Source organism: Bradyrhizobium sp. FW305-F6, assembly GCF_058782905.1.
The window spans coordinates 212,833-225,573 of sequence record NZ_JBYSYD010000003.1 but is presented as its reverse complement, the minus strand read 5'-3'; the positions used below and the strand labels follow the sequence as shown (position 1 = coordinate 225,573).

The window sequence follows — 12,741 nt, the reverse complement described above, 5'->3', positions numbered from 1 at the left end:
GTCAGACCGGAATGCCGGCCGCGCGCAACGTCATCAGGAAGAAGGTGCCGCTCATCATGCTCCAGAAGCTGGCGATGACGGTGGCCATCATCACGAACTCGATCCGGCGCCGCTCCACCTGGATGCCGCGCAGCGTGTTGCGCATGATGATGAAGGGCGCGGCGAACACCAGGAACGGAACCGCCGCGAAGGTCTTCGGCGCCACGCCCTCCTGCAGCAGGCCGAAGCCGGCGGGCCGCCGCGCGAGCGCCTGGTAGCCGTTCACGAGCGCGCCGGCGAGCGCGAAGCCAATCCCGATGGCAAAAAACATATTGAGAGCTTCAGGTGTCATCGGAACGGTTCGCCCTTACGCAACGCCACCCCGTTCCTGTGACAAAGAGTGCGGGTTAACGCTACATTATCCTTAAGGAAAGGTTAACGCTGCCGGCCGCCTCGCGCAGGGCCCTACCCCAGCCCCGCAGCCGGGAACGCTGCGCGAACTCGCCGCCGCGTGGCATATTCGGCGCTGATTCGTCGGCCCCCTGGGCGACGTCCCGCTTTCCCAGCGCTCTGGTCATGACGGTGTTTTCGGCAGTTTCCCTCAGGTCCCCTCGCACGCGCACCTGGACTCACATCGTCCCGATCGTGCTCGGCGGCGCGGCTGCGGTGGCTGCGATCGCGCTCGTCGCCTACCTGTTGTGGCCGACCTGGGGCAGCCGCGGCGCGAACGCGCCGGACAGGCTGCCGGTGAGCGTCGGCGGCACATTGTTCAACCTGCCGGTGACCGCGATCCGGATGAAAATCCAGCGGCACTCGGGACCGCAGGAGCGCATCGACCTCGACTTCCTCTATCCCTCGCTGCAGCCGCCCGGCCCGCCCAAGCACGTCACCGCCGACACGGCGGAGGCGGCCCTGCAATCGATCGACCGCATCTTCCTGTCGATCGCGGCCCATCACAATGCGCTGTCGCCCGAGCAGCGAATGGCGACGATCTATCCGCGCTATCTCGACCCGGCTGCGGCGAACCCTGCGGACGGCCTCACCATGCGGACGTTCCGCGCCGAAACGCCCTACGGCAGCGAGGATCTCTATTCGACCGCAAGCCCGGCGTTGACCGCGCGCTGTACGCGCGATGGGGCCACACCCGGCATGTGCCTCTCCGAGCGCCGCGTCGGCGGCGCCGACCTCACCTTCCGGTTTCCCCGCAGCTGGCTGTCGCAGTGGCGCGACGTGGCGGAGGCGATGGACAGGCTGACCGCGCAATTGCGCGGGCCGCGGGGCTGAGCAAAGCCTTTCAAGACAAGTTGTCCGAAAACAACCCCATGCACAGTAGCCAAGTGCTTGGCTCAATTCGTCTTTTCAGAATTTCGGATCACCGCGCCGAAAATCGCCTGCCAAGGCGGGATCCAACACCCACTCTCTTCGAATTTTTCGAATTCGCCTTGAAGCGTCGGGCAATACAGGGGTAGAGTGGCACGATGGAAAGAGAGCGCGGCTCGATGTCGATGCGTGTCCCGGACGCAGCGCAGCGTCGCTTCGACAGTACGCTGCAGAGCCCGGGCCCATGTCGCAGCGATGCGTCGTGTAGCTCTCTGGGTCCCAGCTCTGCATTGCAACGCTAGTTGGCATTGCAATGCGTCCGGGACACGAGAGGCGTCGGAAAACTATTCCTGATCGACCAGATCGTCCTCGAGGATCGCCATCTGGAACTGGAACGAGCGATCGTCGTCCTCGTCGTCGACGAACAGCACGCCGATGAACTCCTCGCCGATATAGACTTCGGCGGAATCGTCCTTCTTCGGCCGCGGCACGACGCGGATCTTGGGATTGCCGAATACGCGCTTCAGATACGCATCCAACTTTCTGACTTCTTTGACGTCCACGGCAAGTCTCCGATCAAAATGGTCGGCGGGTTTTAGGACGAGACGCGACGAACCGCCAGCATGAATTGCCAAAGAATTTGGGGAGGGAAAGGACCGGCAAATCCGGTCCTTTTCAGCACGAAAGCGCCCTCAGAGCCCCATGGCGTTGATCATCTGATCCATGGTGCGCGAGGGCTCGGCACAGCCGGCCTCGCCGACGATCTTGGCGGGCACGCCTGCGACGGTGACGTTGTGCGGCACCGGCTTGACCACGACCGAGCCCGCGGCGATGCGCGCGCAATGGCCGATCTCGATGTTGCCGAGAATCTTTGCGCCGGCGCCGATCAGCACGCCGTGGCGAATCTTGGGGTGACGGTCCTCGTTCTCCTTGCCGGTGCCCCCTAACGTGACGCCGTGCAGGATCGAGACGTCGTCCTCGATGATCGCCGTCTCGCCGCAGACGAAACCGGTAGCGTGGTCGAGGAAGATGCCGCGGCCGATGCGCGCGGCGGGATTGATGTCGGTCTGGAACACCGCCGACGATCGGCTCTGAAGGTAGTAGGAGAAATCCTTGCGGCCCTTCAGATAGAGCCAATGCGCGAGGCGATGGGTCTGGATGGCGTGAAAGCCCTTGAAGTACAGCAAGGGATCGATGAAGCGCGAGGTCGCTGGATCACGGTCGTAGACGGCAACGAGGTCGGCGCGGAAGGCGTTGCCGAGATCGGGATCGTCGCGCAGCGCCTCCATGAAGGCCTGGCGCACGAGGTCGCCCGACAGTGCGGAATGATCGAGCCGCTCGGCGACGCGGTGGACCACCGAATCTTCCAGGCGGCCGTGATGCAGCACCGCCGAATAGATGAAGGTCGCAAGCTCGGGCTCGCGTCGGACGATGTCCTCCGCTTCGCCCCGGATCCGGTCCCAGATCGGATCGAGCGATGCGAGCTTTCCCCCCGGATTGACCTGATGCACTGCCATGGTTTTTCTCTTGGGATGCTCTCTCGAAGTGGCGTCTTTTGCTCGCTGTATAGCACAGTCCAGGTGACAAAGTCCCGACGGGCCTGTCCCGGAAGTAAACAGCACCTTGCCCCGCGGAGGCATCCCAAGACCTTGAAACACAACAGTTTCTCCTGGCGCCCCGAGCGGCAAGGTCGGCTCAAAGTGGTCAGGGTTTCGCCAAATTCAAGCCGGCGGTGTGAAACTATTGGTGAATTCTCTCCGAGCCGCTATTGCAGGCAAGGTCCGAATGAGGGGCGCTGAACCGATTTGACCATCACCACCGATCAATTGCGCGCGCGCGCCGCGGGCGCTTTTTGGCTGCGGCTGGCGGCGGTGGCCCTGCCCCTCCTGATGATCGCGCCGGCGATCTGGAACGGCTATCCGCTGTTGCAATGGGATACAGGCGGCTATCTCGCGCGCTGGTACGAGGGCTATCTCGTCCCCAGCCGCTCCACCGTGTTCGGCCTCTATTTGCACTATGGCGAGAGTTTCGGTTTCTGGATCAACCTCGCGCTCCAGTCGCTGGCGACGCTGTGGCTGCTGCAGCTCACGCTTCGCGTGCTGGGATTGACGCAGACCTACCGCTTCGTCGCGATCGGACTCTGCCTGATCGTGACGACCGCCCTGCCTTGGCTCGCCAGCATGCTGCTCACCGATATTTTCGCAGGGCTGTCGGTGCTGTCGCTGTTCCTCCTGGTGGTCGGCGCAGGCGGTACCTCGGCACTGGAAAAGATCGCACTGTTCGTCTTCACCGGCTTTGCCGCGGCCACCCACAGCGCCACGCTCGGCGTGCTGCTCGGTCTTTGCGTCGCAGGCTGGATGGCGCGGCCGTTCCTTAGGCAGCGCCTGCCGCTCGCCGGACTGGTGCAGGCGAGCCTCACCATCGTCGCGGGCGGGCTGATGCTGGTCTCGGCGAATTATGCGCTGTCGGGCAAGCTGGCCTGGACGCCCGGCGGCTACGGCGTCGCCTTCGGCCGCATGATGCAGGACGGCATCGTCGCACGCTATCTCAACGACCGCTGCCCGCGCGAACGCTACAAGCTGTGTCCCTATCGCAACGAGCTGCCGGCGAGCGCCGACGAGTTCCTGTGGGGCAAGAGCATGTTCAACACGCTCGGCCGCTTCGAAGGCATGAACGAGGAGATGGGGACGATCGTCGTGCAGTCGCTGAAGGATTATCCGGCCTGGCAGGCCGGCGCGGCGCTCCGCGCGATGGGACAGCAATTGCTGCACGTGGCGACCGGCGAAGGCACCGACGGCTGGATCCCGCACACCCGCGGCATCATCGAGCGCTACATCCCCGCGCAAGTCGCGCCGATGCGCGCGGCGCGGCAGCAGAATTGGCAGCTCGACTTCACCGCGATCAACTGGCTTCACGTGCCGGTGGCGCTGGCCTCGATGCTGGGGCTGCTCGCCCTGCTCGCCCATGCGCTGGCGCACCGGCGGCTCGACGATCTCACATTGCTGGCGGCGACGGTGACGCTGGCCCTGCTCGGCAACGCCTTCATCTGCGCCGTAATCTCCGGCCCGCACGACCGCTACGGCGCGCGGATGGTATGGGTTGCGACGTTCGTGGTGCTGATCGCCGCGACGCGCCGTTTCGGCGACGACATCAAAGCGTGATCAGATTTGGATGAAAATATCGTGCTTGGTTTCGTCCGAGCAGCGAGCGCATCATCAAAAAGAAGCACCCAGAACTGACTCGGCGTTCAACAGCCTATCCGCGTCGGCAAAGCACCAGAGCCCGATAACAGCCCTTGGCGGACTATGGGCGCTCTCGTGACCCGAAGCGATCGTGGGCTACCAGATTCACAAGCGGTTATAGATGGAAGCATCGGATGGTCCCCACGCTGGTGCTGCAGCTAGCCAGAGAGACAACGTCGGCGGGTTTAGCCTATTTCTGCTTTTCGGCACGCTTCCTGAGGTGAGGACTGTCGTGCAACACCACGTTCAGCAGAGAATTATGGACCTCCAGTGATCCGTTATATTTGATGAACCCAAGCTTGCGGAACTTGTTCATAAACATGCTGACCCGCGACCTCGTGGTCCCGACCATCTCCGCGAGTGTCTCCTGGCTTATCTTCGCTATGACCGGCTCGGGCTTACTTTCCTTGCCGAAGTTCGCCATTAGCAGGAGGACCCTCGCCAAACGTTTCTCGCTGGAATTGAACAGCTGGTCGACCAAGTCTTCCTCGACTCGGGCGTTCCTAGACAACAGGTGAGCCATGAACATCTCAGAAAACTTCGGCTCGTCGCGAAGCGCACGCATGATAGCCGTCTTTTCGAGCCGCATGATGACGCACTCTGTCACCGTCACGACCGTCGCCACCCGCAGCGGATGCCCATTCAGGCAACTCTCACCAAAGAAGTCTCCATTTCCGTGGAGGGCGACTACCGCCTCCTTGCCTTGCGCGGAGACGACGCAAACCTTGACCTTGCCTTCCTGTATGTAGAAGACCGCATCACCGGGGTCTCCCTGAGAGAAGACCTTCCGATTCTTCTGATACTTCGAAACGGTCCTCCCCCCGGCCACGGTGTGGAGGAACACCTGGACGTCGAAGGGCCGCTTCTTCATTGCCTTGGCCATACTTTCCGCCTTTAATTATTCACTAGCATACATTCTAGGACAAATTGAACATCAAGAAAGTTCTTGCCGCGTGTGGGCGCGGTTGAGTTGCACGTGTTCCCCGCCAAGTGAGCACTAAAGCTCAGACTCTCGCTCCAGATGTACGCAGACTCTTCGTTGTAGAAGATGCCGAACCAAGAGGCGTCCAATTAAAGAGGAGTTGAATTATGAGTGTCATCCTTCCGTTCGTATCAGCAGGCGCATTCGAGCCCAACGATATTGAGGCGATGTCCCTAGCTTGTGAGGAAGTCTGCAACTATCTTCATATCAATGGCGACGCGCGGGCTCGTGAGACCATCGCCGTGAGGGTCATCGAGCTAGCCCAGCGCGGCGAGCTTTGGCCCTCGGTGTTGCGCGACCAGGTGCTTGCGGAAGCGAACGCCGGCCCCGGACGATGGCTGATGAGACTCGGCGTCGCCTCACGGACACCCGCTAACGATGACCTCAGGCTGTCCCGTTCTGGTCCTAGGCCGAAGAATGCTTGAGCGCGAGATAATGTCTGCCCTCGCCGGCAGACCGGACGTCGAACCGTATTTGCCTCGACCGCCGCTTATGACCCGAAGGCGACGAACTGTCCTAATCTCGTTCTCACTAACTTTTCGAGGGTGATCAGAATTGACCATATGTCTGGCATCGCACATGACAGATTGCACTGATCACCGCACGGCAATTCTTCGGTGATGAGAACGCCATCACGCGCTCCCGCCTCCATTCCCTCTAGAAAGGAGCTAACCCATGCAGTTGCGCATCAAACAAGCCACATCCCTTGAAGAGCGCCTTACTGCAGAGGCTCTGCGCCTCCGTGAGAAAGCTAAACTGCTTCCACCCGGCATCGAGCGGGAACATGCAATCCGCAAAGCCCGGCAGGCCGAAACAGGCTTGCATATCAACGCGTGGCTGCGATCACCTGGCCTGCGAGCGCCGACATGATGCGTCGAGCGCGCATTGGCGTGAAGAGGATGGTCGACTTCCGAAGGAAATGGTCAAATAAGAGCGACAGGGCCATCAACGCCGTCCTAAGCCACTTCTGGAACAAGCTTCACGCGCCCCCGGCTCAAAGGGACAAGAACAGGCCGTCCAGTTAACTCGGGCGCGTGGCCGACTCACTGGCGGCTTATTATCCTCGTCTTCCAAGACTGTCCCGCCCCTCACAGGAGAGGCAAATGCTCCAACTACAAGAGCGTCAGCAGCTCCCTTAAGGCGAAAGCGGAGGCCGTCGCCTCAATGCTTCACATCGCCTTGGCGAGCGCGAGCAGACGGAAATCCTCGAGCGCCGCGTGGCGATGCGGGGCGACTTCGCGAATGTACTCCTCAGTTTCCACGATCGCGCGGAAGGTGGCGAAATCGCCGTATTCGTTGATCGCGGCTTCGTCCCAATGTTCGCCTGGCGAGCCGACGATGGGCGCCAGGACCGGGACGGAGAATACCCGCACGAGCGGCTTACCGGCCGCCAGACGCCGGAATGCCGGCCTGTAGCGTTCATTGAAGGCTTCGCGGCCTGAGCAGGGCGCGGCGTCGAATCCGTCCTCGTAACGCGCCTGCGCGCGGTAGCGCAGCAGATTGAGCATGTAGATCGGCTGGCCGGACGGGATCGCCCGCTCGGCGGCGTCGAGGGCTTGCAGAGTGATTTCGATGGGGTTCATCGGACTTCCGTGTTTTTGGCGCTGCAGAATGCGCGCTGACACTCCCTAGCTAGCCGTTCGGACTTCGCCCTTGTAGTGACCGTCCAGCCATGACTATGTGGACTCCATGTCCACAACGGCCTTACCTCCCGATCTCTCACGCCTGCTCGCCTTCGTCCGCGTCGTCGAGGCGGGCTCCTTCGCCGAAGCCGCGCGGCGGGCGGGGACGACCACCTCGGCGATGTCCAAGGCGGTCGCCCGCTTCGAACAGGCTCACGGCTTGCGGCTGTTGCACCGCTCGACCCATTCGCTGGCGCTGACCGCGGAGGGCGACAGGCTGATGACGGCGGGGCGCGCGCTTGTTGAAAGTCTCGCCCGTGTCCAATCCGCGCTCGGCGAAGTCGCGCGCGACGATGGCGGACGGGTGCGCGTGACCGCCCCCGCCTCGTTCGCGCGTGCCTGCATCCTGCCGCGGCTGCCAGCGTTCCTGCGGGAACGGCCGGAAATCGAGATCGAGGTCAAATTCCGCAACGAGATTCTCGATCTCGCGGCGGAAGGCGTCGACGTCGCGATCCGCTCAGGCCCCCTCGACCGCGCGCCCGGCCATCAGGCGCGGCGGCTTTGCACGTTCTCCTGGATCGCCTGCGCCTCGCCCGCCTATCTCAAGGCGCGCGGCGCGCCGGCCACGCCCGTTGAGCTTTCCGCGCACGACCATGTCGGCTTCCGCAATCCCGCGACCGGTCAGATCCTGACCTGGCGCTTCGCCGACCCGCGCGGCAAAGCACCCGTTCGCATCACGCCCAAGCCCAAGCACATTTGCGACGACGCGCATGCTTCGCTGGCTTTGGTCGCGAACGGATTCGGGATCGGCTGGGGGCCAGCCTGGCTCCTTGGCGAAGACCTTCGCGCCGGCCGGCTGGTCGAAGTGCTGGCGCCCTGGCGCGCGCCTGCGGAACCCCTATGGATGCTGCGCAACTCGGGCCGCCGCCCGCCCCTGCGCACACAGCGCGTCATGGCGTTTCTCAGCACGCTTCCCGCCGCGTTCAGCGACTAGGCGGCGTGAAGCGTCGGCCGGCACCGAAATTCAGCAGGGTGAATTGCGGGTATCGATTGGATTGCTTCAGTTCACGAACCGGACATGACCGGTATCGGTGGTGTCGTAGCCGCCCAATTCCTTTGCCCGCTCCTGGAAAGAAGTTGAACGAACAAAGCCGAAGAGCTTCTGCGGCTGCGGCAGGAAGTAATCGCGTTGCCTCAGGACGAGATCAAAGCGCTCCCAGGTCAGCGGCACGAAGTCCAGTCCGGTCGCGCGCGCAACGGATCGGGTTGCAATTCCACAATCGGCTTTTCCCGAACGCACGGCGTGGCCGATTTCGTCTCCGGTCGCGCAAACGGGCTGTTGCAGATCGAACTCACCGATTGCGATGCGCTCGCGGGCCGCCAACGTCATCATGAGGAGCTGGGCGCCGGCGCCGCGCGGACGTTGCGCCATGCGCGCTCCCGACTTCGCGACGGAGGCCAGATCCCCGAGCTTCAGTGGATTGCCCGGCGGGACGATCAGGCCTTGCTCTCGCCGGGCAAAGGCTATGACGACGGCGTCGTAGAAGTCATGGGCATCGGCGATCCGGGCGATATTCGTTTGCTCCCCATCCTCATCGAGGGCGTGAAGATGGATTGCGGCCATCATGATCTCGCCACCAGTCAGCCGCCGCAGACCTGCTTCGCTCCCCTCCGGCAGGCTCGCCAGTCCGCAGCCGCTTTCACGAAGCGCCCACTCCAGGAGCGGGTCGTGGCTGCCCCCGACAATGGGTGGAGCAGGCTCGCGCGACATGGCGGTGGGAGAAAGGCCCGACGCCACCCATCGGTTGAGAGCCGTGCGCGGGAATATCCATTTGCCGGTCACCTTGCTGCAGGGGACGGCATTTTTCGCGACCAGTTCGTAGAGCTTGCGCTCGGAGAGCCGGAGGTACTCAGCCGCTTCATCCGTCGTGAGGAGCTGGCGCACGAGAAAATTCCTGCAGATTCATGAAAATATTCCGGATTTGACCATAACGGGATGATCGGCGCAATATTGCATATGCCCGAGAACGTATCCGCGCTCGATCTCGTCCTTGCTGGAGATCCGGCGCTGTTTGCCATTGTGCGGCTCTCGCTCGTCGTCAGCCTGTCTGCCGTGACTCTTGCCGCCATCATTGGTGTGCCGTTCGGGGCGCTTCTTGCGCTCACCGGGTTCCCCGGGCGTCAGGCCGTCATCGTCATCCTCAACGCGCTAATGGGGCTTCCGCCCGTGGTGGTCGGGCTGGGCGTTTTTCTCGTCCTGTCGCGGTCGGGGCCCCTCGGGTCATGGGGGCTGTTGTTCACGCCCGCAGCGATGGTCGTCGCTCAAACCATCTTGGTCGCCCCGATCATCGCCGCGCTGACGCGGCAAACGATCGAGGACCTCTGGACCGAATACCGGGACGAACTGACCGCCATGAATGTCGGCCCGCTGGGCCGGGTGGCAACGCTGGTTTGGGACGCCCGCTTCAGCCTCATCACCGCGCTGCTTGCCGGGTTCGGCCGGGCCGCGGCCGAGGTCGGCGCCATCATGATCGTCGGCGGCAACATCGAGGGCTTCACACGCACCATGACCACGGCGATCGCGCTGGAGACCTCGAAAGGCGATCTGCCTCTGGCCGTCGGCCTCGGCATCGTGCTGATCACGCTCGTGATCGCCGTCAACATTCTCGCGTGGACCGCACGGCGCGCGAGCGAACGATTGGCGGGATGAGCATGCGCGCGCCGTCCAGCGAACTTCCCATCCGCTTCGAGAACGTGAGCTTCTCCGTTGGCCCGGTGACCATCCTGGACGGGATCGACCTGACGCTGACTCCGGGGGCGCCGACCGTGGTCGTCGGCCCGAACGGGTCCGGAAAGACGACGCTGCTGCGCGCCGCAATGGGTTTGGTGTCGCCGTCGCGCGGCCGCGTCACCTGGGGTGGCCGGACCGACGTTGCCCCGCAACGGCGTGCCATCGTGTTCCAGCGTCCGGTCATGCTGAGGCGGAGCGCGAGCGGCAATATCCGTTACGCCTTGCGCGTTGCGGGCACGAAGCGCGCAGAATGGAAGCGTCGCGTCGACGAGGTTCTGGGACTCGTCGGGCTCGAACAGCTTGCCCAACGCCCTGCCCGCCGCCTCTCCGGGGGCGAACAGCAGCGGCTCGCCCTTGCACGCGCGCTCGCTCGTGAGCCTGCCGTCCTCTTCCTCGACGAGCCCACGGCCAGCCTCGATCCGGCTGCAACCAAGGCCGTCGAGGATGTGATCCACGCCGTCAGCGAACGCGGGATCAAGGTGGTCATGTCGACCCATGACATCGGCGGGGCCCGGCGGCTTGCGGGGGACATCGTCATGCTTCACCGGGGCCGCGTGATCGAAACGGCCGCTGCGTCGTCGTTCTTCCATGCGCCCGCAACCGCCGAGGCGAGGAAGTTCGTCGCCGGCGAACTCATCATCTAATCAAGACGGAGAGATCGACATGTTGAGCCGCCGCTATCTGATTGCGATCGCCGCCTGTGCCCTGCTTTGCGCCCCCGCGGTTGCGCAGGACAAGTCGATCGTGGTCGCTTCGACGACATCGACCCAGGACTCCGGCCTGTTCGGCCACCTCCTGCCGCTGTTCAAGGACAAGACCGGAATTGCCGTGAAGGTGGTCGCTCAGGGCACGGGCCAGGCGCTCGATACCGGCCGCCGCGGTGATGCCGATGTGGTCTTCGTCCATGCGAGGCCCGCCGAGGAAAAGTTCGTGGCCGAAGGGGCGGGCGTGAAGCGGCACCCCGTGATGTACAACGATTTCATCCTGATCGGTCCCGCAAGCGATCCCGCCGGTGTCAAAGGCACCAAGGATATCGTCGCCGCCCTCAAGGCGATCAAGGACAAGGGCGCCGCCTTCATCTCGCGGGGCGACAAGTCAGGCACACATCAAGCGGAGCTCAATCTCTGGAATGTCGCCGGCATCGACCTCGCAAAGGACAAGGGCGCCTGGTACAAGGAGATCGGGCAGGGAATGGGCGCTGCGCTCAACACCGCCTCGGCGTCCGACGCCTATGTGCTCGCCGACCGCGGCACGTGGCTTTCGTTCAAGAACCGTGGCCCGCTTGCGATCGTCGTCGAAGGGGACAAGCGCCTGTTCAACCAGTACGGCGTCATCCTGGTCAGCCCGCAGAAACACCCCAGCGTGAAGCAGGACCTCGGCCAGCAATTCATCGACTGGCTGGCTTCGTCCGAAGGACAGAAAGCCATCGCCGGCTACAAGATCAACGGCGAGCAACTCTTCTATCCGAACGCAAGCGATCCGGGCGCGTGATGCGCGGGACGAAAAATCCGACGCGGAGCAGATCGAAACGCCGGCCTGACGAGGCCTGGGTCGATGTCGTGCAGAACGGCGGCTACGCGCGATCGATCGGGAGCACAGGCCGGAGCGACTGCACCGGCTTGAGGAAGTCCGTCCGCTTCGACGTTGCGTCAAATCCGATCGTGCTCCAGATCAGCGGCGCCTCGGTCGATGTCATTTCGATCGTGGTCAGCCCGATTCATTAGAGCCTGATGAGATTAGGTTTCATTTGCCGCGACACGGAAGGGGCGCTCCCTCCCCCGCTTGCGGGGGAGGGCTGGGGAGAGGGTTTCTCCACAACGGGACACTCCCCTAGAGGAGAGAACCCTCACCCGGCGCGTTGCGCCGACCTCTCCCGCAAGCGGGAGAGGTGCACCGAGCCCGCGGCGGCTTGATTCAACCCAATCTCATCCTGCTCCTAGCCGGCCAACGATCTCGTCACCTCATCCCCGGCGTGACAGAAAATCCAGCACGCCGGTCTTGTAGACCTTGTCGCCGACTGCGCGCATGTGGTCGCGATTTGGAATGTCGAGCACTTCCGAGCCGGGGATGATGGCGCCCAGCGCGCTGGCACTCCCTGCGACGTCGTCGGTGGTGCCGACCGCAATCAGCACCGGCACCTCGATGCGCGCAGCTTCCTCCCGAGTCATGAGATCGCGCGTGCCGCGCAGGCATGCGGCGAGCGCTTTGCGGTCGGAGCGGGTCTGATCGGCAAACGCGCGGAAGGTGCGGCCGACCGGATCGGTGACGTCGTCGAGCGAGGGCGCTTCCAGCGCCTTCGCGACGTTCTCGCCGGGACCAGAGCCCTCGATCAGGCCGCCGATGCCGATGCCGCCGAGGATCGCCGAGCGCAGGCGCTGCGGCTCGTTGAGGGAGAGCCAGGCCGTCATCCGCCCGCCCATCGAATAGCCCATGATGTCGGCCTGCGGGATGGCGAGATGATCCATCAGCGCGAGCACGTCGCCGGCCATAGTCGGAATCGAATATTGCGCGGGCTCGTAAAGCTTCGCACTTTCGCCGTGGCCACGATTGTCGAGCGCGATCACGCGGCGGCCGTTCTTGCGCAGCTCCGAGACCCAGGTTGGATAGACCCAGTTCACGTTCTTGCTGGAGGCAAAGCCGTGCACCAGGATGATCGGATCGCCCTCGCCTTCGTCGAGATAGGCAATTTCAACGGCGCCGTTGTGAAAGCTCGGCATCATCAGTTCCGTGAGGTCTTGTTGGGGGACAGCGCGATCTTAGAGCATGATCCGGCACAGAGTGCAGCGGTTTTCCGGCAACATCGTG

General features: G+C 63.5%; 16 protein-coding genes. 9 read left to right on the top strand and 7 right to left on the bottom strand.

Annotated elements, in window-relative coordinates:
* Position 1: 1 nt before the first annotated feature.
* A complete protein-coding gene (locus AC3WLX_RS21450; protein WP_492337483.1) occupies positions 2-331 on the bottom strand; it encodes a DUF6949 family protein in 330 nt (109 codons plus the stop codon).
* A gap of 224 nt (positions 332-555) precedes the next feature.
* On the opposite strand from AC3WLX_RS21450, the gene AC3WLX_RS21445 reads away from it, so the two are divergent.
* On the top strand, positions 556-1,263 hold the full coding sequence (locus AC3WLX_RS21445) for a hypothetical protein (protein WP_492337482.1): 708 nt from the start codon (positions 556-558) through the stop codon (positions 1,261-1,263).
* A 380-nt stretch (positions 1,264-1,643) separates the two neighbouring features.
* Here the strand turns inward: AC3WLX_RS21445 and AC3WLX_RS21440 are convergent, their stop codons facing one another.
* Together AC3WLX_RS21440 and cysE are read right to left on the bottom strand one after the other, a co-directional pair.
* Positions 1,644-1,862, bottom strand: coding sequence for a DUF3126 family protein (locus AC3WLX_RS21440; protein ID WP_007602550.1), 219 nt, complete (start codon positions 1,860-1,862; stop codon positions 1,644-1,646).
* A gap of 129 nt (positions 1,863-1,991) precedes the next feature.
* Entirely contained in the window at positions 1,992-2,816 is an 825-nt protein-coding gene (gene cysE / locus AC3WLX_RS21435) for a serine O-acetyltransferase (protein WP_291624148.1), read from the bottom strand.
* Between the two features lie 288 nt (positions 2,817-3,104).
* Here cysE and AC3WLX_RS21430 point away from each other — a divergent pair, with 288 nt between their 5' ends.
* Positions 3,105-4,460, top strand: coding sequence for a hypothetical protein (locus AC3WLX_RS21430; protein WP_492337481.1), 1,356 nt, complete (start codon positions 3,105-3,107; stop codon positions 4,458-4,460).
* Positions 4,461-4,731: 271 nt separating this feature from the next.
* Here the strand turns inward: AC3WLX_RS21430 and AC3WLX_RS21425 are convergent, their stop codons facing one another.
* Entirely contained in the window at positions 4,732-5,424 is a 693-nt protein-coding gene (locus AC3WLX_RS21425; protein ID WP_492337480.1) for a Crp/Fnr family transcriptional regulator, read from the bottom strand.
* 206 nt (positions 5,425-5,630) lie between these two features.
* Between AC3WLX_RS21425 and AC3WLX_RS21420 the strand changes: the two genes are divergently transcribed.
* Together AC3WLX_RS21420 and AC3WLX_RS21415 are read left to right on the top strand one after the other, a co-directional pair.
* Positions 5,631-5,948, top strand: a complete 318-nt coding sequence (locus AC3WLX_RS21420) for a hypothetical protein (protein WP_492337479.1) — start codon at positions 5,631-5,633, stop codon at positions 5,946-5,948.
* Positions 5,949-6,198: 250 nt separating this feature from the next.
* Positions 6,199-6,393 carry a hypothetical protein gene (locus tag AC3WLX_RS21415; protein ID WP_291624154.1) on the top strand — a complete coding sequence of 65 codons (195 nt, stop codon included), beginning with the start codon at positions 6,199-6,201 and terminating at the stop codon, positions 6,391-6,393.
* A 299-nt stretch (positions 6,394-6,692) separates the two neighbouring features.
* On the opposite strand, the gene AC3WLX_RS21410 is transcribed toward AC3WLX_RS21415, so the two are convergent.
* Positions 6,693-7,148, bottom strand: coding sequence for a hypothetical protein (locus tag AC3WLX_RS21410; RefSeq protein WP_291624156.1), 456 nt, complete (start codon positions 7,146-7,148; stop codon positions 6,693-6,695).
* 64 nt (positions 7,149-7,212) lie between these two features.
* Here AC3WLX_RS21410 and AC3WLX_RS21405 point away from each other — a divergent pair, with 64 nt between their 5' ends.
* The gene (locus AC3WLX_RS21405; protein ID WP_291624158.1) at positions 7,213-8,139 is read left to right on the top strand and encodes a LysR family transcriptional regulator; all 927 of its coding nucleotides are present in this window, start codon (positions 7,213-7,215) and stop codon (positions 8,137-8,139) included.
* Between the two features lie 66 nt (positions 8,140-8,205).
* Here the strand turns inward: AC3WLX_RS21405 and AC3WLX_RS21400 are convergent, their stop codons facing one another.
* Positions 8,206-9,090, bottom strand: a complete 885-nt coding sequence (locus AC3WLX_RS21400) for a substrate-binding domain-containing protein (RefSeq protein ID WP_492337478.1) — start codon at positions 9,088-9,090, stop codon at positions 8,206-8,208.
* A gap of 72 nt (positions 9,091-9,162) precedes the next feature.
* On the opposite strand from AC3WLX_RS21400, the gene AC3WLX_RS21395 reads away from it, so the two are divergent.
* From AC3WLX_RS21395 to AC3WLX_RS21380, 4 genes are read left to right on the top strand one after another with little or no spacing between them, the layout of a single operon-like run.
* Positions 9,163-9,855 carry an ABC transporter permease gene (locus AC3WLX_RS21395; RefSeq protein WP_492337477.1) on the top strand — a complete coding sequence of 231 codons (693 nt, stop codon included), beginning with the start codon at positions 9,163-9,165 and terminating at the stop codon, positions 9,853-9,855.
* Positions 9,856-9,857: 2 nt separating this feature from the next.
* Positions 9,858-10,580: an ATP-binding cassette domain-containing protein gene (locus AC3WLX_RS21390; RefSeq protein WP_291624165.1), complete on the top strand. Its 723-nt coding sequence runs from the start codon at positions 9,858-9,860 to the stop codon at positions 10,578-10,580.
* Positions 10,581-10,599: 19 nt separating this feature from the next.
* A complete protein-coding gene (locus AC3WLX_RS21385; RefSeq protein ID WP_492337476.1) occupies positions 10,600-11,427 on the top strand; it encodes an ABC transporter substrate-binding protein in 828 nt (275 codons plus the stop codon).
* Positions 11,427-11,660 carry a hypothetical protein gene (locus tag AC3WLX_RS21380; RefSeq protein WP_492337475.1) on the top strand — a complete coding sequence of 78 codons (234 nt, stop codon included), beginning with the start codon at positions 11,427-11,429 and terminating at the stop codon, positions 11,658-11,660. Before AC3WLX_RS21385 ends, AC3WLX_RS21380 begins: the two co-directional genes overlap by 1 nt.
* Positions 11,661-11,897: 237 nt before the next feature.
* Here AC3WLX_RS21380 and AC3WLX_RS21375 read toward each other — a convergent pair whose 3' ends face one another.
* Entirely contained in the window at positions 11,898-12,653 is a 756-nt protein-coding gene (locus AC3WLX_RS21375) for an alpha/beta fold hydrolase (protein ID WP_291631162.1), read from the bottom strand.
* Positions 12,654-12,741: the final 88 nt, after the last annotated feature.

Bases quoted from the DNA above. Each gene is read 5' to 3' on its own strand.
- AC3WLX_RS21450 (WP_492337483.1), bottom strand. From the start codon at position 331: ATGACACCTGAAGCTCTCAATATGTTTTTTGCCATCGGGATTGGCTTC.
- AC3WLX_RS21445 (WP_492337482.1), top strand. From the start codon at position 556: ATGACGGTGTTTTCGGCAGTTTCCCTCAGGTCCCCTCGCACGCGCACC.
- cysE (WP_291624148.1), bottom strand. From the start codon at position 2,816: ATGGCAGTGCATCAGGTCAATCCGGGGGGAAAGCTCGCATCGCTCGAT.
- AC3WLX_RS21425 (WP_492337480.1), bottom strand. From the start codon at position 5,424: ATGGCCAAGGCAATGAAGAAGCGGCCCTTCGACGTCCAGGTGTTCCTC.
- AC3WLX_RS21420 (WP_492337479.1), top strand. From the start codon at position 5,631: ATGAGTGTCATCCTTCCGTTCGTATCAGCAGGCGCATTCGAGCCCAAC.
- AC3WLX_RS21415 (WP_291624154.1), top strand. From the start codon at position 6,199: ATGCAGTTGCGCATCAAACAAGCCACATCCCTTGAAGAGCGCCTTACT.
- AC3WLX_RS21405 (WP_291624158.1), top strand. From the start codon at position 7,213: ATGTCCACAACGGCCTTACCTCCCGATCTCTCACGCCTGCTCGCCTTC.
- AC3WLX_RS21395 (WP_492337477.1), top strand. From the start codon at position 9,163: ATGCCCGAGAACGTATCCGCGCTCGATCTCGTCCTTGCTGGAGATCCG.
- AC3WLX_RS21390 (WP_291624165.1), top strand. From the start codon at position 9,858: ATGCGCGCGCCGTCCAGCGAACTTCCCATCCGCTTCGAGAACGTGAGC.
- AC3WLX_RS21385 (WP_492337476.1), top strand. From the start codon at position 10,600: ATGTTGAGCCGCCGCTATCTGATTGCGATCGCCGCCTGTGCCCTGCTT.
- AC3WLX_RS21380 (WP_492337475.1), top strand. From the start codon at position 11,427: ATGCGCGGGACGAAAAATCCGACGCGGAGCAGATCGAAACGCCGGCCT.
- AC3WLX_RS21375 (WP_291631162.1), bottom strand. From the start codon at position 12,653: ATGCCGAGCTTTCACAACGGCGCCGTTGAAATTGCCTATCTCGACGAA.